We start from the raw sequence: 24,345 nt of genomic DNA on the forward strand, positions 1-24,345 counted from the left end.
CGATCGCCTTCATGGGCACCACCGTGATCAGCGGAAGCGCTACAGGCATCGTGGTCGCCACCGGCGACGACACCGTATTCGGCTCGATTGCCAAATCGCTCGATGTCAAACCCGTGAAAACCGGGTTCGAGAAGGGCGTGAACTCGGTATCCTGGTTGCTCATCAGATTCATGTTCGTCATGGTTCCCGTCGTGCTGTTCATAAACGGGTTCACGAAAGGCGACTGGATGGAAGCGACCCTCTTCGCTATCTCGGTCGCCGTCGGCCTGACGCCGGAAATGCTTCCGATGATCGTGACCACGTGCCTTGCGAAGGGTGCGACGGCGATGTCGAAGAAGACCATCATCAAGAACCTCAACTCGATTCAGAACCTCGGATCGATCGACATCCTGTGCACCGACAAGACCGGCACGCTCACGCAGGACAAGGTGGTTCTCGAGTACCACCTCGACATCGAGGGGAACGAAGACGATCGCGTGCTGCGCCATGCGTTCCTCAACAGCTCCTTCCAAACAGGACTTCGCAACCTCATGGACAGGGCCATTATCGCAAGCCTTGAGGAAGAGCAGGCCGAAAAGCCTTCGCTGCAGAACCTGTCGTCCCGCTATCGGAAGGTGGACGAAATTCCCTTTGATTTCGAGCGCCGCCGCATGAGCGTCGTCGTGGAGGACGAAGCGGGCAAAACGCAGATGATCACGAAGGGGGCCGTCGAGGAGATGCTCGTCGTGTCCTCGTACGCCGAGTACCACGGGCAGGTGGTCGAGCTCACCGACGAGGTACGGCGCTTCATACTCGAGAAAGTCGATGCGCTCAACGAAGACGGGATGCGCGTTATCGCCGTCGCGCAGAAGACCGATCCCCGCCCCGTCGGCGCGTTCGGCGTCGACGACGAGCGCGACATGGTACTCATCGGCTACCTCGCGTTCCTCGATCCGCCGAAGGAGTCGGCGCAGGCTGCCATTGCCGCTTTGAACGAGCACGGCGTCGACGTGAAGATTCTCACCGGCGACAACGATAAAGTGGCCCGCACCGTGTGCCGTCAGGTGGGCATTCCGGTTGACAAGATTCTCACGGGAGCCGATGTCGATTTGCTCAGCGACAGCGAGCTCATGCGCGAAGCGCGCGACGTGCAGGTATTCGCGAAGCTTTCGCCCCAGCAGAAGGCACGGATCGTCACAGTGCTGCGCGATAGCGGGCGCAGCGTGGGCTACATGGGAGACGGCATCAACGACGCCGCCGCCATGCGGGCGTCCGATGTCGGCATTTCCGTCGACACCGCGGTCGACGTGGCCAAGGAGTCGGCCGACGTGATTCTGCTCGAGAAGGACCTCATGGTTCTCGAAACGGGCATCGAAGAGGGACGCAAGACCTACGCCAACATGATCAAGTACATCAAGATGACCGCGAGCTCGAACTTCGGCAACATGTTCTCGGTGCTCGCCGCCAGCGCGTTTCTGCCGTTCATGCCCATGATGAGCCTGCACCTTGTGTTGCTCAACCTCATCTACGACCTTTCGTGCACGGTCATTCCCTGGGACAACGTCGATAAGGAGTACCTCGACAAGCCCAGGGCATGGAACGCGACCAGCATCGGCAAGTTCATGGTGTGGATAGGGCCTACGAGCTCCGTGTTCGATATCACCACGTACCTGCTCATGTATTTCGTGGTCTGCCCGATGATGTGCGGCGGCATGCTCTTCCACGAAATCGCCGATCCCGCGATGCAGGCGTACTACATCGCCGTGTTCCAGGCGGGCTGGTTCGTCGAGTCGATGTGGACGCAGACGCTTGTGATCCACATGATTCGCACGCCCAAGATCCCGTTTCTGCAAAGCAGGGCTTCGGCTCCGGTCATGCTGCTCACGTTTACGGGCATCGCCGTTCTGACGATCATTCCGTTCACCGCTTTCGGCGCTTCGATCGGGCTCGCTCCGTTGCCGCCGATCTTCTTCGTCGGGCTTGCCGTGACCGTCGTGCTCTACATGGCACTCGTCACAGTGGCGAAACGGGCGTACGTTCGCACATACGGGGAGCTGCTGTAATTCGCTCGCTGTTGTGCTGCGACCCCGGTGCGCGTCTGCCCTGGGGTCGCAGAAATGAGACAGTGCGGCCCCTTCTGCGCGTCGCCAGGGTATCCGATGCCGTGCGCGTCTCCTTCGCTCCCTTCTGCACGTCGTTGGGATACCCGATGACGCGCTCGTCCTTTTCGCCCCCTGTCCGCCGCGAAAGGGTTTCTTTCCGACGCCGAGGCGCTCGGGCATTCGGTGGCATTCTCTCTACGCTTATGCCGTGTGCAGGCAATCCGCGAGAAGAGCAAGTAGAATCAAGCCGTACCGCCCCAGTTTGCCTATAGTGCAAAGAGGGTTGCAGAAACGAGGTGAAAAGACCGTGTATGAATGGCAGAAGCAGATCCAAACGATCGTCAACAAGATCGACGAAAGCATCGAGCATCACGACGACGAGGCGTTGACGCTGCGTTCGCTGTCCCGCATGCTCGGATACTCCGAGTTTCATACGACGAGGAAATTCAAAGAGATTTCGGGCATGCAGCTGCGCGACTACCTTCGGCGGCGGAAGCTCGCCTTCGCGCTCAGAGAGGTGCGAGATAGCGAGAAAAGCCTGCTCGATATCGCCTTTGAGTACGGCTTCTCCTCGCACGAGGCGTTCACCAGAGCATTCAAAGATGCGTACGGCGTGGCTCCCAGCGAGTTCCGAAAACACCCGAAGCCCGTCGTCCTTCGCACGAAGATCAACCCCTTCGACCGCTACTTATTGGGATTAGGAGAGATTGGCATGGTTAAATCTACCGACGACGTCAAGGTGTACTTCGTGACCATTCCGGCGCACAAGTTCTTGCACGTGAAAAACTACGAGAGCAACGGGTACTGGGATTTCTGGCAAAAGCAGAGTCTCGTACCCGGTCAGGATTACGAGACGATCTGCGGCTTGCTCGACAGCATCAAAGGCAAACTCGACGACGACGGGGGAAGCGAACCCAATGCCGGCGGCGGGCAGGTTATGGCGTATATCAGCGATCCGGAAGGGAGGCTCTGCGACTGGGGCTTTCCGCGCACGGAATGCCACGGTGCGCGTTTGCCTGCCGACTACGACGGCGAGGTCCCGCCGAACATGCTCATGGTTGACGTCCCCGAGGGCGAGTACATCGTGTTCGAGCACGGGCCGTTCGATTACGAGCAGGAAAACCGCAGCGTGGAGGAAAAGATCGAGAAGGCGATGAGCGCGTTCGAGGTATCGGATGACGAGTACCGCTTCGATACCTCGCCGGGGAAGATCCTGTATTTGTACTACGATCCCGAGCAGTTCTGCAAGTACGTGAGACCCGTTCGAAAAAGGTAGCCGCAGCGCGAAATGTCGGGTCCGATCCTCAGTAAAAATCTGCTTCCATAATAAGAACAAATGTTCTATACTTGGAAATGGCACGCATGCCATCGGGTGCTCAGGTGCCTGATTCGACAACGCGGCGGACCGCTTTTTGCGGGTCGCACAGGAAAGGGATGCTATGGAACTTAACGTGGACGACTTCATTGAAACGGTGCGTACCGAAGAGATCATGTTTCTTGCGACGGCAGCAGGTGACGAAGTGTCGGTGAGGCCGGTGAGTCCGCTGATGGGCGAAGGCAACGTGGTGTACTTCTACACGAGCAAAGATTCGCGGAAGTACCGTCAGATGAAAGAGAATCCGGTTGCCGCCTTTGTCATTGGGGCGGCAGGCCGCTACCAGGCCGAAGGTACCGTGCGGTTTCTCGGAAGCGTGTTCAGCGAAGAGAACGAAGAGCTTAACGGGCAGTATAGGGCTAAGTACCGCGGTGCGTTCGAAGAGGCGGCACCAGGCGAGGATATGGAGTCGAACGAGTTCATCGCTTTTGACCTGAAAACGCTCAAGGGATGGATTTTCGATACGGAGAATCCCGAGATACCCATCGGCAAAGGCGAGCTCACATTCGCGTAGCTTCTCATGCGGCGCGACGGGCTCTGAACTCGGCAGAGCCTGTCCGCCTGGTTCACGCGGTGCGCAAGGCTGTGCATGCGGTGATGCGCCGACGATCGGGATGTCGCACCGGAGGTCACTTCACCGCTCTTTTCCTTTGATTCAGTCTATGAACGGGTATAATCGTTTTTCATGGAATCTCTTACAGTAAATATCCCCGATACCGCCCTCATCATCGAGGGCGGAGGAATGCGGGCGAGCTATACGGCCGGTGCGATGGTCACGCTACTCGAGCGCGGCTTGCATTTTGGTAAGGCGTATGGCATCTCGGCCGGTTCGAGCCACGCCGTGAACTACGTATCTCGCGACATTCCGCGCACCAAGGCATCGTTTGTCGACCTGGTGAACGATCCGCAGTTCGGCGGCGTGAAAAGCATGCTGTCTGGCAGGGGTTACTTCAACGGCCCGCACTTGTACGAAGGGCTTGCCGAGGACTTCGCTGGAACCGATGAGGTGTTCGCCTTTGACTGGGATACGTTTCAGGCAAACCCGGCCGACGTGCATATCGAAGGCTTCGACTGGGAGTCGGGCGATACCGTCGCATGGACCAAGGCCGATATGCCGAGCGTCCGCGATATGATGCTGCGCGTTCGAGCGAGCTCCACCATGCCTCTTTTCATGCCCCCAACAGAAATCGAAGGCCGTACCTACATGGACGGCGGCATGGGCACGAGCTGGGGGATCCTGCTTGATGCCGCTCGGCGCGATGGATTCGAGCGGTTCTTCATCGTGCGTACGCAACCGCGTGCGTACCGCAAAAAACCGATGGGCGCGACAACGCAGGCGCTCTTCCGCGCGCTTTTCCGCAAGCATCCGCTCGTGGCTGAACGATCGATCGAGCGCTGGCATCATTACAACGACCTGCTTGACGAGGTTGAGCGGCTCGAGCAGGCGGGCGATGCGTTCGTGTTCTATCCCGATAAGATGCCTGTTTCGAATAAAGAGACCAACTACGCGAAGCTGCGGGCGTCATACGAGCACGGTTACGCCCAGGCTCAGCGCGAAGTTGCCGCGTGGGAAACGTGGCTCGGGCGATAGACTCCTTCGAGTACGCCTCACCTGGGATTTAGAATTCCACTACTGTACGGCCTTCGGACGTTTGCTGTGGGGTTCCGAGTTCCATTGCTGCGCGGTCTTCGGTGTCTGCTTTGTAGCTACGGGATCCTCCTGTTTGTACGGCCTCCGGGTGCCCCGACTACGCAGACCAGCTGTTACGTGGTTCTCTGTGTTCCCGAGATCCCGAATTACGGCACAAAATCCGAGGTTGGGGGTGCGGCAGGATTCTTGGACTGCTCAGGCCGCCAGCCCGAGCCTCCTGCGGCGGCCCTCGATGGTCTCGCAGGTGGCCTTCTTCCCGTTCTCCCTGAACGTCTTGAGGCGGCCGTCATTGTACCACGTGATGTAGCGCGCGACGGCCTCGAATATCTCGGCGACGGGCGCCCCCGCGCGCACGAGCGAATGGAACGCCTCGACCTTCGCCCGGCCGAAGAAGCCCTCGCACGCCGCGTTGTCGGGGCTGTGCCCCTTGCGCGACATCGAGCGCACGAGGCCGGCCCCCTCGCACAGCGCGATCCACCCCTTCCAGCGGTAGTGCCCGCCGCGGTCGGAGTGGATGACGGGACGCTGGCCCTCCCGAAGCGTCGCTATCGCGTCGGCGAGCGTGGAGTTCGCGAGCTCGGCGTTGGGGCTCTCCGAGGCGCGCCAGGCGACGACCTTGCCGTCGAAGCAGTCGACGACGGCGGACAGGTAGCACTTGCCGTCGCGCCCCCGCATCTCGGTGATGTCGGTGAGCCACAGCTCGTTGGGCGCGTCCGCCGAGAAGTCGTGCCTCCCGTGCTCGCCGAGCAGCAGGTTCCCGGGCGCGTCCGACACCTCGCCCGCGTACGAGCTCCATCTCTTCTCCGACCTGGAGCACCGGGCGACGAGCCCCTGGCGCGCCATCGACTCGCGCACCCTGCGCTCGGGCGCGCGGACGCCGCCGGCCTCCAGCGCCGCCTTGAGGCGGCGGTAGCCGTAGATCCCGCCGTTCTCCGCGAAGGCCGCGGCCACGGCCCCGTCGAAGCCCCCGTCCGTCATGCCGGACGGGCTATCGAGCCTCGCCCGGTGGTAGAGGTAGGTGCTCTTCGAGATTCCCAAGAACGTCGAGATCCGGGCCAGGGAGCACCCGCAGTCCCGCCTCAGCCTCTCGCCTAACCCGACGAGCCGCCTCTTCGACAGGCTCGCCGGGCTTGCGGCTTTTGGGTCGCGCATCAGCTCCTTGTAGACGCTCACCTCGAAGAGCGCCTCCTCGAGCTCGGCCCGGAGGGCCTCGATCCGCCTGTCGTCCGATCCCGCCGCCTGCCCCATGCCCGGCTTCGCCCCCTCGTCCTCGCGCGGCGCGCCCTCCGCGCCGGTCTCGGACATGATAGCGCTTTTGCGGGCCTTCCTGCTCCAGACCGATATTATGCTCGCTTCGGCGATGCCGAGGCGGCGGGCGATGTGCGCGGGCTTCTCCCCGAGGCCGTAGAGGCGGACGGCCTCCGCCTTGGTGGCCTCGGGGTAGCGGGAGTGGGGCGCGTGCTCGGCGCGCCCCTTCACCCTGGGCATCTCCGCCGGCAGGGAGCCCTCCTCGGCCTGCTCCAGCCACCGCCTCAGCGACTCCCTGGACGGGGTCCCCCATTTCCGCTCGGCGGCGCGGGGCGTGAGCCCCTCGGCCCACATCGTCTCGACGTAGCGGACCTTCTCCCTTTCCGTGTACATGCGGCTCCCTCCTCGCGGCCCCCGCGGGGGCCGCTCGATCGGTCGTGGACCGCCTGCCGGCGGTCCAACTTCCTGCCGCACCTCCGGTTTGACAATTATGGAATGAGATACATTAATATCTTAGAGCTATTAGCGAGCAAAAGGCCTGATGGCAGATTTTCAAGGTGCCGCATTTTAAATACATGATATTCCCTAATTGTCAAACCTCCAATTTTGTGCCAAGATCTCAGACTTCGGGAACAAAAGGGGGTTCTAACGAGCGGAATGCTCAAGCCATCGAGCAAACTGCTTGGCTCTCGCAGCAAGAGGAGTTAAGGGTTTGTTGGCGGGCGCTTTCGGTGCAGTCGTGCTACCATACTGCCGACGGAAAGGGCGGTTCATGGCAGACGACGCGCAAAGCGCTACAGCGAAACTTGAAGTTATACTCGGCCAAGAGGGGGTCGAGCGGCTTCGGGCATCGACCGTGATGGTGCTCGGGCTCGGTGGCGTCGGCTCGAACTGCGTCGAGGCTCTGGTGCGCGGCGGTGTGGGAAAGCTCATCGTCGTCGATCACGACGTCGTGCAAGCAAGCAACATCAACCGGCAGGCCATCGCGTTTCACAGCACCATCGGCCGAAAGAAAACCGATGTCATGAGCGCAATGATCGCCGACATCAATCCGTCGGCCGAGGTGATCGCCTACGATACGTTCGTGCTTGCCGAAAACCTCGAAGAGGTGATCGGAGCGCATCTCGATGAACTCGATTACGTGGTCGATGCCATCGATACCGTTTCGACGAAACTTGCACTTGCGCGCTACGCAGAAACATGCGGATTCGAGCTTATCAGCAGCATGGGGGCCGCCAACAAGCTCCATCCTGAATGCTTCAGAATCGCTGATCTGTACGATACGGTCAACTGTCCGCTTTGCCGTATTATGCGAAAGGAGGCGCGCAAGCGAGGTGTCGGGCGATTGCGCGTGCTGTACTCGTGCGAAGACCCGGTGCGCACAGTTGCGCGCGAGGGCGCTTCTCGCCGTGAACGGTCGGATCTCGGGACCGCTTCGTTCGTGCCGCCGATTATGGGGCAGATGATCGCCGGCGAGGTCATCCGCAGCATATCGGGTATAGGATGCGACAAGCAGGCGAAACGCGATGCGATGAGGCTCGCCGATACGATAGGTGCGCGTCCGCCCGAGACTGCAACGACGAAAGAGGCGCGATGAACCTGTTCGATATGCACTGCCATCTCGACTTCATGGAAAATGCAGGCGGTGCTGCCGAGCGGGCGCAGGCGCTCGGCATAGGATGCTACTCGGTGACCGTGACGCCGCACGACTACGAGCGGGTAAGCAGGGAGTTCGCCGCGCATGAGAACGTACGCGTGGGGCTCGGGCTTCATCCGTGGTGGATCGCCGACGGCAGCTGCGGGGAAGAGGATATCGACCGGTTCGGGGTGCTGGCAGCAGAAACGCGGTTCATCGGAGAAGTGGGGCTTGACTTCGGAAAGCGCTGCGCGGGAACCGAAGAGCTCCAGACGGCGGCATTCGAGCGGATTGCCTCTGCGTGCTCGCAGGGGGGCAAGGTCGTATCCCTTCATGCGGTCAAAGCGGTCGGCGCGGTGCTCGACGTGCTCGAACAGTTTTCGTGCCTCGAAGGCAACGCATGCATACTCCACTGGTTTTCCGGCACCTCCGACGAACTGCAGCGCGCCATCCGGATGGGCTGCTATTTCTCGGTCGGCCCGAGGATGCTTGCGGCCAAGAGGGGTGTCGAATACGTGAAAGCTATACCCGCTTCGAGGCTGTTGCTCGAGACCGATGCTCCGCCTGAGTCTGGCTCGACTATGCCGTATGACGAGATAGCCCAGCAGCTTCGCGAAACGCTCGAGCGGATCGAGCGTTTGCGAGGTGACGGAGTCGCCGAGGAGATAGCAGGCGCGAGCAAGGAACTGCTCTTTTCTCGTGCATGTTCGGTGGGCTAGCGATAATCCTCTTCGCTCGCAAACTGCCAACCGAGCAGCGCATCGCCGACGAGGCGGAATTCGAACGGCAGCGGTTTTACAAGCTTGCCTTCGTCGATATTGGTGGGGATGGATTCCAACTCGCTTTGCATCTCGAAGAACGTATCGTCCTCGAAGTCATCGAGATGCCCTTCGATTTCGTTCGGATCGGTTTTTAGTATACGTATGACGATGTCGAGATAGCCGTCAAGGCTTTCAGAGCTTTCTCGGATGGCTTCCAGCTCGCTTTGCTTGAACACCGACAGCTCGCCGCAATACCAACCGATCGCATCGTCGTCGTCCTCGCCCATGCGGGTGCTCAGTACGATGCCGTGGTTTTCGAGGTCTTCGATCGTGTAGCATTCGGCAAGCAGCTCGGGCGTGACGAGCATCTCGTCATCCTCGTCGCAATCGCTCATAACGTACACGGCCAGCACGATGAGCATCTGGTCGCGGAAGTCGAGCGAAATGCCGAAGTGATAGTTCGGATCGTCGTGATAGGAACCCCAGAACAGCTCGTCTTGGTTCTCGAGGAGGGTTTTGACGGTAGCGCCCATGAAGCTCCCTTCGTTGAATTCTGCTTCCAGGAAACTATAGCACGGAATCGACCGATGCCTCCGTGCATGTTTTACCGCGGGAAGGTCTTTGCCGCTCGGGAAAGGATTGCGGAAGGTTTCAGGAGGCGATGCGCATGTTTCATGGCTGCGAGGTAACGGTTGGATGGAGAATCGAACGCTCGTTTCTCTGTGCGGTATGTTCGATATGTCAGCAATACCGACGGCGAAGGAGGTCGAACATGGAGCGCGATTCGAGCGATCAAAAGCCCAAGAAGGGCGGCTTGTTCGACGACCTGTCTGCCACACAGGTGATCGCCGGTGCTCTTGCCGCCGTTACTTCGATGCTGCTTGCTTCGCAGATCGGCATCGCCGGCTCGGTTATCGGCGTTGGCGTGGGTTCTATCGTGTCGGCGGTGGCATCGCAGCTGTACAAGAAATTCCTTGCCGCCTCTGCCGACAAGCTGAAAGACCTCCATCCTACGGAGATATTGGCGGGCGGAGCACAGGTCGAGAGCGGATCGGGCGTTCACGTTGGTGACGCATCGCGTCCTCTAGCCGCAGAAAAGACGGCAGTGTTGAACCCGGTTGCGCGCCGCGCGTCGAACACTCCGAGCATCGACGACGCCGCGCTTGCAGACGATGCCACCGTTCTCAAGGTGCAGTCGCTGCGCACGAACAAGCGGAAGCTGCAGCGCCGTGTTGCCGCAGTTGCCGTTGCGTCGGCGCTGGTGGCGGTTGCGCTCACCGCATTTTTCGTAAACTTCGTAACAGATGGCGAAGGGTTCGGCGAGAAGGTTTCCACGCTGCCCTACGTGCAATCCCAGCCGACGGATGAGGGGGCGCAACAAGGTAACGACAGCGGTTCGGACAAGGCTCCAAGCGATTCGGCGTCAGAGAGCGGCAGCTCGACTTCCGGCGACGCGAAAAACGACCAGAGCACGGACGGCAAAGACGACTCCGCTTCAGGTTCGACCGACAATGGCCAACAGGGAGGTTCGACCGATCCTTCGAATCCATCTGAGGGAAGCGGCGATCAGGGAACGAATGGTGGATCGGGAGACGACGGTACGGAGGACGGCGGCCAAGGGTCAAATAACCAGGGTTCTGGTTCGGGAACGAACAACGGCTCGAGCGCCGGCAGCCAACCGAATACGGGCAGCAGCCAAGGGTCGGGAGGCGCTCAGGGTTCGACTTCTGCTAGCAGGTAGGCGGTACCGGTTGTTGGACCGATGGGCGGATGCGATGGTAGCTTGCGTGTGCATCCGCCCATCGGCGTTTCGTTCGGCTTCGCCGCGGAAAGGCATGCGGAGCCGTCTGTGTACGCGGTTGGTTTTCCTACAGAAGATGTTCGCGCAGGTATTCGGGACTCTTCGGCGAGAGGTATGAAGGCGCGATATCGAACACCGTGCGTGCACCCGTCTGCCCCTCTTTGACGAGCCGGTACGCAGCACGCGCATACGCCACGAGCACATTTCCGGTAAATCCGGGGTTCGAGCCGAGCTTGAGCGAATATTCCACGAGTGCGGGATTGCCGTCGCCCGTCTTGCCGCTTCTGAGAACGAATCCGCCGTGGGGCATGGCAGAATGGTCGCGGTCGAGCTCTTGCTGAGAGATGAAGTGCACGGTTGTGTCGTAATCGGCGAAGTAGTTGGGCATCTCGACGATCTCTTTTTCGACGGCTGCTGCGTCGGCTCCGTCTTCGAGCACGACCCAACAGTCACGCAGATGCTTTTGGCGTGTGGTGAGCTGCGGGTTCGATCCCGACCGAACGGCTTCGAGCGCCGCTTCGACAGGTACGGTGTACTGCTTCGCATCGGCTACGCCCTCGATGCGGCGAATCGCGTCGGAGTGGCCCTGGCTGACGCCGCGGCCCCAGAACGTGTAATCTGCTCCTTCGGGCAGAATGCAGGTGCCGTACAGGCGGTTGAGCGAGAACATGCCCGGATCCCAGCCGCACGAGATGACGGCAATCGTACCTGCATCTTGAGCGGCATCGTTCGCCGCGGCGAAATGCTCGGGTATGTTCGCGTGGGTGTCGAAGCTGTCTACCACGGTGAATCGTTCGGCGTAGTACGGCGTCTGCTTGGGCAGGTCAGTCGCGCTGCCTCCGCACAGGATAAGCACGTCGACGTCGTTCGCCCCCTCGTCGAGCTCGCTTGCCGAACGCACCGCCACGCCCTTGGTGAGCGCTTCGACGGTGGCGGGATCGCGCCGGGTGAAGATGCCGGCGAGTTCCATATCTTCCTGCTGGGCGATGGCGGCTTCGACGCCGCGCCCGAGATTGCCGTATCCGAGAATTCCTATGCGAATGCTGTTCATGGTGCTCCTTGCATGTTGTTGCGTACGGGTTCGTGTGTTTTGCACTGTATATACTAATGCCACAGTGTTGCTTGCGGGTAAAATCTTCGAAAGACAACGAAAGAATCCAAGGACGTGCGCTCGGCGGACGGCGTGCCTCACTCGAGCCGCATCGCACGGCGATAAGGCCGCTTTGCTATAATCGCCGTATGGCAACTGGAAAGAACAAGGTGAAAAGTATCCTCATCGTCGAAGACGATGCGGCTATCAACGACGTCGTCTGCTCGTTTCTTGCGAAGGCGGGATACGCATGCACCCCGGCGTTCTCGGGTACCGAGGCCCGCTTGCTTTTGCAAGGCTCTTCTCGCTTCGATATGGTGATTACCGACCTCATGTTGCCGGGGATGTCGGGAAAAGACGTGGTGAGCCTCGTCCGCGCAAGCGGCGATGTGCCGATCATCGTGGTTTCTGCGAAAAGCGAGGTTTCGGACAAAGTCGATCTGTTGAGGATTGGTGCGGACGACTACCTCGTGAAGCCGTTCGACCTCGAAGAACTGCTCGCTCGCGTGGAGGTGCAGGCAAGACGAAACGCGCAGCGCAGCGATTCAGGATCGGTGCCGGGGCGTCTGCTCCGATTCGCCTCATGGGAACTCGATCTCGATGCCCGCACTCTCCGGGTGGCGGGCGAGTCGATCAAGCTTACGCGTACCGAATTCGAGATGGTTGCCGCGCTCATGGCTCATCCGATGAGGGTGTATTCGAAGAGGGATCTTTCGATGGCTGCGTGGGGTGATGAGGCGGCGCTTGAGGAGAAGAGTGTGAGCACGCATATCGGCAACATTCGCACCAAACTCAAGGGCACGGGCACCGACGGGTGCATCGAGACGGTGTGGGGTGTTGGGTTTAGGCTCGTCGACGATGCGCGTCGATAAGTGGCCTGCTGCGGCCTGGCAGCCTGTGACCCCCCGATCAGGTACGCAGACCGTCGCGGCTCGCTCTCTCGTGACCCCCCGATCAGGCAAGCAGACCGTCGTGGCTCGTCCGCCCGTGACCTCGCGCGCCCGCGGGCGGCTCGGTGCGGCTTGTCCGCGCGCGATCTTTGCGGAATGCCTGCGTGCTTGCCGGCCGTCTGTTTGGCAAGCGTCGCTCGTGTCACGATCTTGCAGCTTTCTTGTAGCTTTCCCAGGGGTTCCTGAAAATCCGTTTCCTATCGTGGGGATACGACAAAACCCCCAGGGAAAGGAGACGGTATGAATGCTCTTAAAACCGTAGCGCTCGGCAAGCGATACGGTGGGACATGGGCGGTCGACCATGTGACCATGACGGTTGCCGAAGGCGATATCTACGGATTCGTCGGCCGCAACGGGGCGGGGAAGTCGACGCTCATGCGGGTGGTGGCGGGGCTGTCGCTTCCGACGGAGGGCTCCGTCGAGCTGTTCGGCGAAGTCGTCCAGCCCGGCGAAACGAGTCCCCGCTTGGGTTCGATCATCGAAGGCCCCGGGTTGCACCCGAACCTTTCGGGGCTTGACAACGTGATGTGCCGTGCGCTCGCGCTCGGTGCTGCGAACCCCCGAGCGATTTCGGGAGATGTGCTCGAGTTCGTGGGGCTCGCCGATGTTGCCAAGCAAAGGGCGTACTCCTATTCGCTCGGCATGAAGCAACGTCTCGGTCTCGCGCTCGCTCTCGTGGGTTCCCCGGACCTTCTGTTGCTTGACGAGCCGTTCAACGGTCTCGACCCGGAAGGCGTACGCGATATCCGCAGCCTCATCATGCGCCTTAACGCGGAACGCGGTATCACGGTGTTCATCAGCTCGCATGTGCTCGACCAGCTCGAGCGCATGGTTACGCGCTACGGCGTCATCCGCGAAGGCCGATTGGTGCGGGAGCTGACGGTTGAGGAGCTCGATCGTGAGTGCTCGGATTACCTGTGCATCCAAAGCCCCGAATGCGAAACGGCGCTTGCGGTACTCGAGCGCGCACGGCCCGACATCGCGTTCGGCGTCTACGAGGACGGGTCGATCCGGGCTGCAACCGAGCTCTCTTCCGACGAGGTGGGATGGATACTTGCTAAGGCGGGTATTCCCGTATCGGCGATGTATCGCCATTCGCGCGATATCGAAGACTACTTCGTCGAGCTGATGGGTGAAGAGCCTTCGCGGGGCAGTCGCGCGAAAGGGGGCGGTGCGTCATGCTGAGCATGCTGAGATCGAACCTGTATCGCCTGATCAAAACACGATCTACCTGGGCTTTCCTCTTTCTTTACGCTCTTACTGTATATCTTGGCGCCTCATTTGTCTTGTTCGTCGCATCGAACACGACCGACAGCTCCTATATCGCATCGTCCTCCTCGCTCAGCATCACGGCGGCGCAGATGTACGGAAAGGCCCTTGCGTCGACAGTCACGGTGCCGATTGCCGCAAGCGTGTTTCTTGCGAACTTCTTCTGCGCCGATTTCAAGACGAAGGCGGTCAAGAACGTGCTCCAAGCAAAGGGCGGAAGGACGTCGTATGCGCTTGCCGCCGTGGTTACGACTTGTATCGTGGTCGTGGCGGCGATGGTTGCGGCGATAGCAGTTGCGGAGATCGCGTACCGAACCCTTGGCTTCGCGATCACCGATTACGACTTCGCGGGGTTGGCGCTGTTGGCGTGTCAGGTTCTGCTCGTTTCGGTGGCGTACGCCTGTATCGCCGTTTTTCTGACGTTTGTTTCAGGCGACGAGACGTTTTCGGTTATGGCGGCGCTTCTCGTGTCCTCGGGGCTCATAGAATCGTTTCTGAGCATGGTGTTCTCGAACGTGTTCAGCGGGTTTCCGCCCCTGCGCGATTGTCTCGACGGGTACCTCGCCGCTCAGGTGGCAGTACAGCTGAGCTCGGGTGCGGTGTCGGATGCAGGCGGCTTCGTAGCCGCTGGGGTTACCTGCGTCGTTGCCGTCGGTCTGTGCGTGTTCGTGATGAGGAAGCGGGAGCTTGCAAAATGATCGTTGCCATCGTCATCCTGTCGCTTGCTGTCGTGCTGCTTGCGGTACTGGTCGTGTGCTACGAGCGCGAGTTTCGCCGGTTCGCACATTTTCTTGCGCATCGAAATGCAACCAGCAATCAGCGCTTGGCAGTTGAGCTTCGCACGCGGGGAACCGTTGGTGCTGCGCAGGAGGCGAATGGTCTGCTAGATGGCGAGCGGCGGCTGCACATCGAAGTCGATGACGAGCGGCAGCGTTTCCACGAGGATCTCGTAGCGCTCTCGCACGATGTGCGCACGCCGCTTGCCGGGGCGCAAGGCTACCTCCAGCTCTACGGGTTCGAAGACGATCCGGCCGAGCGCGAGCGATGCGTGCGCGAGGCGCAGGATCGGTTGGCGGCTATGAAGCAGCTCGTCGATCAGCTGTTCGAGTATACGAAAGCTCACGATCCCGGTCGCGAGTCGTGTGCGGATAAGGTTTCGGTGTATGAAGCGGTCGTCGAGGCGTTCACTGCGCTCTATCCCGATTTCGAAAGCAAGGGATGGGAGCCGGTCATCGATTTCGAAGACGAGGGGTTTGCGGTAAAGGCGGCTCGAGACGATGCGGTGCGCGTGTTTTCCAACCTTGCCATGAACTGTCTCAAGCACGGCTCATCCGCCCCTGTAGTGGTGCAGCGAGGCAGTGTGATTACCGTGTCGAACCGCGTCGACGCGCCCCGCGCCATCGATATCGACCAGCTGTTCACAAGATTCTACCGTGCCGACGTATCGAGGGGCGCTATAGGTAGCGGCTTGGGTTTGGCGATCGTCGCGCGCTTGTGTGAGAGCATGGGGGCAACAGCCGAAGCCGAGATTGAAGGAGACGTGCTTTCAATCAGGATCGCGTTTAGGCGCTAACACGCTTCGGCTTCAGCACGCTTCGGGCTCGAGCCGGTAGCCGATGCCCCAGACGGTTTGGATGATGCGCGGGTCGGACGGATCGTCTTCGACCTTCTCGCGGAGTTTCTTGATGAACACCGTGATGCTTGATGTTTCGCCGACGAACTCCTTGCCCCACGCCGCTTCCACGAGCTGCTCTTTCGAAAGCACGACGCCGGGATTGCTGGCGAGCGCGAAGAGTATCTTGAACTCTTTCGGGGTGAGCGAAATCCGCGCGTCTTCCTTGGTTGCACGGAATTGGGCGGCATCGAGCGTAAACCGGCCGAAACGCAGCACCTCTTCTTTCGCCGTCGCCGCAGTGGTCATGCTCGCCCGGCGCAGGTGCGCTTCGATATGCATGAGCAGTTCGCGCGGATCGAACGGTTTTACCATGTAGTCGTCGCCGCCAGCTTGAAAACCGATGCCCTTGTCGACGATGTCGCCTTTCGCTGAAAGGAAGATGACAGGCGCCGTGACGCCGCGTGCGCGCAGTTCGCGGCAGGCGGTGAACCCGTCCATTTTCGGCATCATCACATCCATGATGATGAGGTCGGGCTTTTCCTCTTCGGCAACGGTAAGGGCATCGTGTCCGTTGTCGGTGTAGGCGAACTCGTAGCCCGCATCAGTTATCATGCTCGACACCAAACGTTCGATGCTGGCTTCGTCGTCAACAAGCAGTATCTTCATCGTATTCCTCCGTATCAACGGGCGCATAGGGAATCCGTACCGTAAACGTGCTACCTTTTTTACGGGCCGATGCAACTGATACCGTACCCCCGTGGAGTTCGGTGAGCTCCTTGACCACGGCGAGCCCGAGACCCGTGCCGCGATAGCGTCGGTTGGGGGATTGGCCTGCTTGGCGGTACCGCTCGAAGATGTGCTCTTGGTCTTCCTCGGCGATGCCGATGCCGTCGTCGGTGACCGCTATGGCGATGTCGCCGTGGCGTGGTGGTGCCGTGGCCTCCGGGTCCGTCTCCTGGGCCGGCGTATCGCGGTCCGCGGCGTCCTTGGCATCGGTGGATGATGCCTCCGAATCGTCGAACCAGACGCGGACATCGACCGATCCGCCGGGATGGGTGTACTTGATCGCGTTGTCGACGAGGTTCTCGACGATGCGCCGAAGCTTTTCCCAATCAGCCATCGAAAGCGGCACGTCGGCGTCTGCCTTCGCGCTCAACGAAACGTTCTTGTTCTTGGCGACCGGCTCGAGCGAGCTTCTGATGAATCCGATCAGATCGACGAAATCAACGGGCTCGATAACGAGCTCGTTTTTGCGGGCTTCGGCTTTCGAAATGGTGAGGATGTTGTTGACCATGTTGAGCAAAAGCGTTGCGTTCGCCTCGATCTCCTCGACGGCATTGCGTGTTTTATCGTCAAGCGAATCGACGCCGCGCAGGATGCGTGCGAAGGCGAGAATGGAGGTAAGCGGCGTGCGCAGCTCATGGCTCATGATAGCGAAGAACTCGTTTTTGTACGCGGTTTCCTCGCTTAAACGGTCGAGCGTTTTCTTGAGTTCGGCTTTCTGATAGATGAGCAGGTCGTTCAATGCAGAGAGCTCGTCGGTTTGTTTTTGCACTTCGCTTTCCATGTTCGTGTAGAGGCGCTCGAGCCTGCGCGCCATCTTATCGAAATCGTTGGCGAACTCGGTTATCTCGTCGGGCTTTCGGGTGCTTTCGAGACCAAGTTCGTATTCGAATTCCCCTTCGCCGATCTTCTTGGCGGCGGTTCCGAGCGCCTCGATGGGGCGCAGCACGAGTTTGCTCACCGCCGCGTAGATGCCGATACAGGCGATCACCAACACGAGCAGCACCATGAACACCTGCTGGAACACGCTTACCTGCATACCCGAGGCGTAGATGTCCATGGGCTCGATGATCGACATGGCGCCGCCGATGTCGCCGACGCGCATGCCCTCCTTCTCGTATCCGTACTGGTCGAGTTCTCCTGCAGGCTCTCCGTGGCATTCGAGGCACGTTTCGGTAACGTAGAGGGGTTCGGTATAGCGGAAGACCCGCTGTCCGTCCGCCTTGGTCTCGACGTCGTAGTAGGCCTCAAGCGATGGATCGGCTTTGAAGGCGGCGAAAGCTTTCTCCTCGAACGCATCCGGCGCGCTTGCGCGCTGGCGCGGCGTCTGGTTGGTGAAGTGGATCTCGTACTCCGAGTTCGTGGTGAAAAGCGTGCTCACCGATTTGGCCGCCACCACGCACACGAGGTGCTTCGTGCGAAACGAACCGTCTTCGTTTCTGTTGATGATATCTTGGTTGATGTCGATGAAATTCCAGACGGCGCGCATCTCCTCGGCGAGCACCTCGGCTTTCTCGAGCGCCTCGTTCTTCGACTGCTGCTCTTGCAGATTGATGTTCCATAGCGCGTCGACTGCCATGAGCGCAACCACCAGCGCGCCGATCAGCACGGCGAACTTGAAGCGGATGCCGTAGCGAAACGGCTTGACGCGCGTGGCTTTCATGGTACCCCTCGTCCCCTTGGCGGTGGGATTTCGCTGAATCAGACGTTCGGCCCCGTGCTCGAACGCAAACCCCTCGCCGCGATGTCCATTATCGGCGAAAATGAAACCGAAGGGAACAGGGACGAGCCTCGGTAATTCTTTTTTAATACTTCGCAGGAATTTCTTAAGGGAAAGTTCAATTCGTATGCATTGCAAGTCGTTTTCGAAGTGCGGAGAATGGGACGAGAGATGCACCGGGGGATGAAACGGTGCGTCGAGACGAGACGATTCGAGAGGGGAACGCTATGAAGCAATCTGCCGATCATGGAATGCCGTCGGTGTCGCGCAGGACGTTCGTTGCAGCGGCGGCTGCAACGGGCGCGGTCGCTGCGGCGGGGCTTGCAGGATGCAGTCCGGCGGCCGAGAAGGAGCCCAAGAAGGAAGCATCGCCGGTCGCCGAAGACCCGTTTGTCGATTGCGAGTACGTGTACGGATGCTGTTCTCCGGAATGCCAGCATCATCTGCTGAAAGGCTATGTGCGCGACGGCAAGCTGCTGAAGGTTGAGAGTGGCGAGGTGAATGAGAGTCCTGCATGTCTGCGTGGTTTTGCGCGCGCTGAGATGTGCAATAGTGAAGATAGGTTGACCAAGCCCTTGAAGCTCGTCGGCGAAAAGGGTTCTGGCGATTTCGAAGAGATCAGCTGGGATGAAGCGTACGATCTTATCGAGGAGAAGCTTCGTTACGCGCTCGACAACGGCGGCAGTCAATCCATTATCGTCCAAGGAGGTTCGGGCAATTTCAGTTCCTTCCTCGATGCCATGGGGGTGTTCGGATCTTGGCTTGGGGGGACGACGTCTGTTGCGGGCAATATGTGCTGTGCAGGCATCGATTCGGGTCTCGGAACTGTGTTAGGATCGCGTACGAGTCTCATTCGCAATGAAATACCGAAATCGAAGTACATCATCGCGTGGGGCAACAATCCCGTAATCAGCATGACGGGCTACTTCGCGCGCTTCCAGCAGATGATCGACAACGGCGGCACCCTTTGCACGATCGATCCCTTCTATTCGGAGACGGCGGACAAGTCGCAAGAGTGGATTCAGCCGTTGCCAGGTACCGATTCCGCCGTTGCGCTTGCAATGCTGAAGGTAGTTATCGATGAGGGCCTTTTCGACGAAGAGTATCTGCTTGCACATACGACGGCTCCATGTTTGATCGACAAGGCGACAAATGCTCCGTACTTCTCCGATCTTGCCGACGATACCACCTATATGGTATACGATGGTGCTTCTGGGAAGATCGCGGCGCATGACGAAGCGAGTGCAAAACCCGTGCTCACCGTCGAGGGCACCGACGCTGCCGCACAATACGTCACCATCTTTGACCTCGTTAAGGCTGAAGCTGACAAGTGGGGCAAAGAAGCCGTCGAAGCCGAGTCGGGTTGCTCATACGATGACATAGCCCGAATTGCGCGCGATTACGCCAAAGCCGATGCGGCCATCATCATTCAGAACATGGGAGGCTATCAGCGGACCGAAAACGGTGCGTACGCAACGGCAACTCAGGTGTATTTGGCGCTGTTCTGCGGACACATCGGCCACGAGGGCGATGGCGTCTACGATGCGGGTGGAGCGGGCAACCTTGTGCCAACGGGCGCTCCGTTCGAGAGTAATCCCGATGCAAAGGAATTCGAATCCATTCCCTTCTCTCACTTTGGAGAGTTCGTTCTCGAAGACAAGCCTACGAAGATCAACTTCATGTGGATACACTGCGGAAACATCGCCACTCAATGGCCTAATTCTAATATGGTCAAAAAAGGCCTCGAGCACATCCCGTTTGTTGTGAAGGTCGATCACTTTATGACCTCCACGGGGCTTTGGGCCGACCTCGTCTTGCCGTGCACGGCTTTGTTCGAAACGCCAAATGTAACGGCAAGCGTTCGTTCTTCGGTTATTCAGATCAGTGAAGCGGGTGTGACTCCTCCGGGTGAAGCGAAGACCGATTTGGAGATAACGGCAGATATTGCGAAGCGATTCGGCTTCGATCAATATTTCAATGAAGATCCCAGCGTGTATATCAAGCGCGTTCTCGAACCGACGGGCGTCACCTATGATGAACTGATGGAGAAGAAGGGCGTCGATGCGTGGGATCTCGTGCCAAACTGGATAGCATACGAGGGAGGAAACTTTGACACCTCGACTGGGAAAGCGCATCTTTGGGTGCAGGCTTGGGTTGACGAGGGATATCCCGGAATCGCTTGTCATCAGCGTCCTGTCGAGCATCCCCTCAACACCGACGGCTTGGCTGCCACCTATCCGCTTGCGGCTGTGCAGCGCAAGACTCGCAATCAGGTCCATACGATTTTCAAGAATCTGGAAACTATGCTCGATCTTGATGGGCACGAGCCGACCATAACCATTAATCCTGTCGACGCCGAAGCTCGCGGCATCGCGCAAGGGGATCATGTCGTTGCCTACAACGACCGTGGAGAACATGCGGGCAGGGCATATGTGACAGACCATGTGAAGCAGGGGGTTGTTGTGTTGGAAAACGGATGGGACGATACGACTGCTTCGCCATCGAGCAACGTCACCAATAACGCTTGGCCAACGCTCGGCACCATCCATTGCTGCAATTCCACGCTCGTCGAAGTGAAGAAGGGGGCATAACATGTCATTGGGATTCCATGTGGCGACGGATCATTGCTACGGATGCAAAACCTGCACGGTCGGGTGCGCTAACGAACATCTTTTGAACCCTGGCGTTCTTTTGCGGCGTGTCCGTCAAATCGACTCATCCGATCCTATCGGGCACGCATTCGTTTCCATGAGCTGCAACCATTGTGATGAACCGGTATGCGTTGCAAACTGTCCGGTTGGTGCGTACACCAAGCAAGAAGACACCGGCTTAGTCATTCAGGACCACAGCCTCTGTATCGGCTGCAAGACGTGCATCGAAGCATGCCCGTTCAATGCGCCAAGTTACGATGAAGTGAGCTCAACCACCTACAAGTGCGACGGCTGTATCGCGCGCCGTCAAAAGGGCCTTCCCCCTGTATGTACGGTTGTCTGTCCGAGTGCGAATATCTCTATGGACGAGTTTGACTCGCTGGCGAGCTCCTATGGCGATAGCGCTTCGGTCAAAGAGATAGGTGAGACCATGCCGAACCTGATCGTATCGCTCGACCCCGACATCACGGTAGACGTATTCGCTGATATTGACGGTTGGGAAGAGACGGTAGACCGCGGAGGAGAAGCGTATTAGCGAAATAGCTTGGACGTGCGATCTGATCGATGGTGCTTGATAACAAGCGGAAAACGCGGGCCATGTTCGTGTTTTCCGCTTTAGGGGATGCCGATGCTGTATCTTGCTTGGAGAAATATAACGCGACGATTAGGGCAATCTGTTGCGACGGGAATCATCGTTTTCATATCCGTGTTTGCACTCACCGCCTCCTGCGTGATCGTCTCTTCGCTCGAGGAGAGCATTAGCCTTTCGCGTGAGCGCCTTGGTGCTGACATCATGGTTTTGCCAGCGGGAGCGTCGGCAGATGCTTCAAGCGTGTTGTTCACGGCCCAGCCCATCAACGTGTATCTTCCGAAAACGGTATGCGACGAAGTGTCTGCCGTCGAAGGTGTTGAGCGGATAACACCGCAATTTTTCACCCAGACCGTCGATCAGAGCTGTTGCTCGGTTGTTGGCGTGACCCGTATCGTTGGCATTGATTCCGAAAGCGATTTCATCGTAACTCCTTGGCTTTCAGGAGAGAGCCGAACGAGCTTGGATGACAACGAGATTCTCCTTGGTTCGGCGGCGCCTCGTGTGGATGGGGGCGGCGTCGCGATCCTCGGAAGAACGTTTGAGGTTGCTGGTACGGTGGAACCGACGGGTACGAGCGTCGATGAGACCATCTTTATGAATATTGACGCTGCCCGCGCGCTTGCCGCAGAAAGCCCTTACCTCGTGGGGCTCTGGGAGAAAACAGACCCGCTCGCTTCCGTTTCGTGCGTAATGGTGGGCGTTCGAGACGGGTTTGATGCGGCGACGGTCGCCGATGCTATTACCCAGGCGTGCGTGGGTACAGTTGCCGTTACGACATCGGACATGATAGTGGGCGTCTCATCGCAGATGAGGGTGCTGGAGGTCGCTCTGATCACCTTGATCGGCCTGCTTATCGTCGTGGCAGCATTCGCCTTGACGGGGCGCATCTCTGCTCTTGTCGCGAATAGGAAAAAAGAACTCGGTCTCATGCGCACCCTGGGCATTTCCGCAAAGACTGTACTCGCAAGCCTTGCCCTTGAGACGGGAATCACAACGGTTTTGTCTGCTGTTGCGGGCATCGCCTGCGCATGCGCCGCGGCGGTTCATGCAGTGGGGCTCTTGCACGAGTCGTTCAACGTGCCGGGTTCAGCCCCTTCTTACGAGGTATATTGCGCATCGGCTGTTCTCGGGCTTGCGTTCGCTCTCGTTTTGAACGGAGCAACGTTGGTTCGCCCTATGATCGGGCTTTTGCGCACCGATCCTCAAGCGATGCTTTCGAAGGGAGACCTGTGATGGACCCCTTGATGAGCCTAGTCGGCATAGAAAAAACCTTTCAAACAAATCCTCCCATACAGCCTCTTTCGCAGCTTGATCTTGAGGTTGATGCAGGTCAGATGGTTGCGATCACCGGAGTTTCGGGTAAAGGGAAGACGACGCTCCTGAGCGTTATGGGCGGGATACTGCGACCCGATGCGGGGGCGGTGCTCTACCGAGGCGAGAATCTTGCATGTGCCTCGGCGAAACGACTTGACGCGTTGCATCGGCAAGGCATCGGGTTTGTTTTCCAGAGCCCGTATTTGTTCCAGGCGCTTACTGTCGAAGAGAATCTCTTGTTCTCGGCAAAGGTTCAGCGATCGGGTGCCGATGCTGAGACGATAGGTACAGCGCTTGAAGAATTTGGTCTGGCCGATCGCAAAGGGCATCTTCCGTGCGAATTGTCGGTCGGACAAAAGCGGCGTCTTGTTATCGCTCGAACGCTGCTTGCCGAACATGATCTCATCCTCGCAGACGAACCGACAAATGATCTGGATGCTACCTGGTCGGACTATGTATTCGAGAAGCTGAAAAACGTAGCGGCTCAAGGGGAGAAAGCCGTTGTTGTCGTTACGCACGATGAGGCATATGCGCGGCGTGCCGACGCTGTTTATGCTCTCGACAAAGGCGCCCTGATGCCGCTTAAGGAAGGATGCTCATGAGTCGTTCGATGACGCGTCGCTCTTTTTCGCTGCTGCTCGGTTCCGTTGCTGCAGGTGTTGCGATCTCCTCTATGTGCGGTTGCGCAACCGAAGCTCCAAAACAAGAGGGCGAAAGGACGGGTGTTGTCGATCGAGCCGAGGGCGAGGGGAGTCCGTCTGAACGATCTCGTGTGCCATTGCCGATCGCGGGAGGCTCTATCTGCGTTACCGAGTATGCGGGGAACACAATGGCGATCGTAGATGGCGATACCGAAACGGTTGTCAGCCGGGTACCCGTAGGTCAGAATCCGGCCATGATCGAGCTTGCTGGCGAGACGATTTTCGTTGGCAGTTCGGGAGGTGGAGAGATCGCCGCTGTTCCCGTCAATGACTGGTCGCTGGTCGGGTGCGTTCCTGTTGGAACGCAGCCGCTAGGTCTTTGCTTCGACGAGGCGAGAAAGTGTGTCTACGTCGCCGACTATCATGGCGGTAGCGTCCATGTGGTCGATCCGGCTTTGGGATCAATGGTCGAGACTTTCGTGCTTTCTCGTACGGGGTATCATAATCGAACCGATCCGCCCGCGTGCTGTCGGGAGTCGGCTGCGACGGGTCGTCGCACTGTTGCGCTGGCGCTTGCGCCCGATGGTTCGATCTTGTACTGCGCGAATTACGGCACCTATGATATCGCGCGCATCGATCTACGAACCGGCGCCGAGATAGAGGCTTTCGATGGTGTGGTGGGGCCGCGAGCCTTGGTTGTTTCGGAGGATGGAAAAGAACTCCTCCTTGCGGGCGCAGGGGGAGAAGAGAGCGAGAAGGTCGATTCGCTCTATGTCATCGACGCCGCGACGGGAAAGCGGCTGCATGAGGTGTTCGTGGGACTTGCTGTAGTCGATTTGTGCCAAGTTCGCGACGGATCGACGGTGTACGCTATTGCGCGAGACGAAGGTGTTCTCGTTGGGTTTAATCGCGAGACATGGAGCGAGCTCGGTCGTGTAGACGTCGGAGTGGGGGTTGACTCTCTTGCGATATCAGCCGATGGCGAGACTGTCTATATCGGGAACGGATCGACGGGCGATCTGCTGATCGTAGACGCTGCTTCTTATACGGTTTCGGGTAGCGTTGGGGGATTTGCGAACCCCAAAGACGTCTACGTTCTTCCCTGAGCGGTGAAGAACAGGGGTTTCGCAATCGTTGGATGAGTGGGGCTATTCGGAGGGAGACTTG

21 protein-coding genes are annotated in these 24,345 nt (G+C 59.0%); 16 read left to right on the forward strand and 5 right to left on the reverse strand.

Annotation, left to right across the window (positions count from 1 at the left end; all coding sequences use genetic code 11):
• The first annotated feature begins 11 nt into the window (after positions 1 to 11).
• The 4 genes from mgtA (at position 12) to FJE54_RS08295 (ending at position 5,047) form a co-directional block, all read left to right on the forward strand.
• The gene (gene mgtA, locus FJE54_RS16285; protein ID WP_255467304.1) at positions 12 to 2,042 is read left to right on the forward strand and encodes a magnesium-translocating P-type ATPase; all 2,031 of its coding nucleotides are present in this window, start codon (positions 12 to 14) and stop codon (positions 2,040 to 2,042) included.
• Between the two features lie 346 nt (positions 2,043 to 2,388).
• Complete coding sequence (locus FJE54_RS08285) at positions 2,389 to 3,357, forward strand: helix-turn-helix transcriptional regulator (RefSeq protein ID WP_139652336.1); 969 nt, start codon at positions 2,389 to 2,391, stop codon at positions 3,355 to 3,357.
• 163 nt (positions 3,358 to 3,520) lie between these two features.
• Positions 3,521 to 3,970 (forward strand): pyridoxamine 5'-phosphate oxidase family protein, encoded by a 450-nt coding sequence (locus tag FJE54_RS08290; protein ID WP_139652337.1) that lies wholly within the window; start codon positions 3,521 to 3,523, stop codon positions 3,968 to 3,970.
• A 171-nt stretch (positions 3,971 to 4,141) separates the two neighbouring features.
• Entirely contained in the window at positions 4,142 to 5,047 is a 906-nt protein-coding gene (locus FJE54_RS08295) for a patatin-like phospholipase family protein (protein ID WP_139652338.1), read from the forward strand.
• A gap of 255 nt (positions 5,048 to 5,302) precedes the next feature.
• Here the strand turns inward: FJE54_RS08295 and FJE54_RS08300 are convergent, their stop codons facing one another.
• On the reverse strand, positions 5,303 to 6,748 hold the full coding sequence (locus FJE54_RS08300) for an IS3 family transposase (protein ID WP_139651430.1): 1,446 nt from the start codon (positions 6,746 to 6,748) through the stop codon (positions 5,303 to 5,305).
• 379 nt (positions 6,749 to 7,127) lie between these two features.
• Here FJE54_RS08300 and FJE54_RS08305 point away from each other — a divergent pair, with 379 nt between their 5' ends.
• Both FJE54_RS08305 and FJE54_RS08310 read left to right on the forward strand, forming a co-directional pair.
• A complete protein-coding gene (locus FJE54_RS08305) occupies positions 7,128 to 7,952 on the forward strand; it encodes a tRNA threonylcarbamoyladenosine dehydratase (protein WP_139652339.1) in 825 nt (274 codons plus the stop codon).
• Positions 7,949 to 8,710, forward strand: coding sequence for a TatD family hydrolase (locus FJE54_RS08310; RefSeq protein ID WP_139652340.1), 762 nt, complete (start codon positions 7,949 to 7,951; stop codon positions 8,708 to 8,710). The genes FJE54_RS08305 and FJE54_RS08310 overlap by 4 nt, the downstream gene beginning before the upstream one ends.
• Here the strand turns inward: FJE54_RS08310 and FJE54_RS08315 are convergent.
• Positions 8,707 to 9,285 (reverse strand): hypothetical protein, encoded by a 579-nt coding sequence (locus FJE54_RS08315; protein WP_139652341.1) that lies wholly within the window; start codon positions 9,283 to 9,285, stop codon positions 8,707 to 8,709. The genes FJE54_RS08310 and FJE54_RS08315 overlap by 4 nt on opposite strands.
• A gap of 239 nt (positions 9,286 to 9,524) precedes the next feature.
• Here FJE54_RS08315 and FJE54_RS08320 point away from each other — a divergent pair, with 239 nt between their 5' ends.
• The gene (locus FJE54_RS08320; protein ID WP_139652342.1) at positions 9,525 to 10,493 is read left to right on the forward strand and encodes a dermokine domain-containing protein; all 969 of its coding nucleotides are present in this window, start codon (positions 9,525 to 9,527) and stop codon (positions 10,491 to 10,493) included.
• Positions 10,494 to 10,620: 127 nt separating this feature from the next.
• Here FJE54_RS08320 and FJE54_RS08325 read toward each other — a convergent pair whose 3' ends face one another.
• On the reverse strand, positions 10,621 to 11,604 hold the full coding sequence (locus FJE54_RS08325; protein WP_139652343.1) for a diaminopimelate dehydrogenase: 984 nt from the start codon (positions 11,602 to 11,604) through the stop codon (positions 10,621 to 10,623).
• 188 nt (positions 11,605 to 11,792) lie between these two features.
• Between FJE54_RS08325 and FJE54_RS08330 the strand changes: the two genes are divergently transcribed.
• The 4 genes from FJE54_RS08330 to FJE54_RS08345 all read left to right on the forward strand — a co-directional run bounded on the left by FJE54_RS08330 (position 11,793) and on the right by FJE54_RS08345 (position 15,435).
• Positions 11,793 to 12,515 (forward strand): response regulator transcription factor, encoded by a 723-nt coding sequence (locus FJE54_RS08330; protein ID WP_139652344.1) that lies wholly within the window; start codon positions 11,793 to 11,795, stop codon positions 12,513 to 12,515.
• A 318-nt stretch (positions 12,516 to 12,833) separates the two neighbouring features.
• Positions 12,834 to 13,778, forward strand: coding sequence for an ABC transporter ATP-binding protein (locus FJE54_RS08335; protein ID WP_139652345.1), 945 nt, complete (start codon positions 12,834 to 12,836; stop codon positions 13,776 to 13,778).
• Positions 13,772 to 14,560, forward strand: coding sequence for a hypothetical protein (locus FJE54_RS08340; protein WP_139652346.1), 789 nt, complete (start codon positions 13,772 to 13,774; stop codon positions 14,558 to 14,560). The genes FJE54_RS08335 and FJE54_RS08340 overlap by 7 nt, the downstream gene beginning before the upstream one ends.
• Positions 14,557 to 15,435 (forward strand): sensor histidine kinase, encoded by an 879-nt coding sequence (locus FJE54_RS08345; protein ID WP_139652347.1) that lies wholly within the window; start codon positions 14,557 to 14,559, stop codon positions 15,433 to 15,435. The genes FJE54_RS08340 and FJE54_RS08345 overlap by 4 nt, the downstream gene beginning before the upstream one ends.
• A 12-nt stretch (positions 15,436 to 15,447) precedes the next feature.
• Here FJE54_RS08345 and FJE54_RS08350 read toward each other — a convergent pair whose 3' ends face one another.
• On the reverse strand, positions 15,448 to 16,143 hold the full coding sequence (locus FJE54_RS08350) for a response regulator transcription factor (RefSeq protein WP_139652348.1): 696 nt from the start codon (positions 16,141 to 16,143) through the stop codon (positions 15,448 to 15,450).
• The gene (locus tag FJE54_RS08355; RefSeq protein ID WP_139652349.1) at positions 16,124 to 17,923 is read right to left on the reverse strand and encodes an ATP-binding protein; all 1,800 of its coding nucleotides are present in this window, start codon (positions 17,921 to 17,923) and stop codon (positions 16,124 to 16,126) included. Before FJE54_RS08355 ends, FJE54_RS08350 begins: the two co-directional genes overlap by 20 nt.
• A 284-nt stretch (positions 17,924 to 18,207) precedes the next feature.
• On the opposite strand from FJE54_RS08355, the gene FJE54_RS08360 reads away from it, so the two are divergent.
• From FJE54_RS08360 to FJE54_RS08380, 5 genes are all read left to right on the forward strand, one after another.
• Entirely contained in the window at positions 18,208 to 20,571 is a 2,364-nt protein-coding gene (locus FJE54_RS08360; RefSeq protein WP_139652350.1) for a molybdopterin-containing oxidoreductase family protein, read from the forward strand.
• Between the two features lies 1 nt (position 20,572).
• Positions 20,573 to 21,166 (forward strand): 4Fe-4S dicluster domain-containing protein, encoded by a 594-nt coding sequence (locus tag FJE54_RS08365; protein ID WP_139652351.1) that lies wholly within the window; start codon positions 20,573 to 20,575, stop codon positions 21,164 to 21,166.
• 93 nt (positions 21,167 to 21,259) lie between these two features.
• Positions 21,260 to 22,456, forward strand: a complete 1,197-nt coding sequence (locus FJE54_RS08370; RefSeq protein ID WP_180326661.1) for an ABC transporter permease — start codon at positions 21,260 to 21,262, stop codon at positions 22,454 to 22,456.
• A 101-nt stretch (positions 22,457 to 22,557) separates the two neighbouring features.
• Complete coding sequence (locus FJE54_RS16450; RefSeq protein ID WP_180326662.1) at positions 22,558 to 23,139, forward strand: ABC transporter ATP-binding protein; 582 nt, start codon at positions 22,558 to 22,560, stop codon at positions 23,137 to 23,139.
• Positions 23,140 to 23,366: 227 nt separating this feature from the next.
• Complete coding sequence (locus FJE54_RS08380) at positions 23,367 to 24,284, forward strand: YncE family protein (RefSeq protein WP_139652354.1); 918 nt, start codon at positions 23,367 to 23,369, stop codon at positions 24,282 to 24,284.
• Positions 24,285 to 24,345: the final 61 nt, after the last annotated feature.

Source organism: Raoultibacter phocaeensis (assembly GCF_901411515.1).
In the GTDB taxonomy this organism is placed as follows: Bacteria; Actinomycetota; Coriobacteriia; order Coriobacteriales; family Eggerthellaceae; genus Raoultibacter; species Raoultibacter phocaeensis.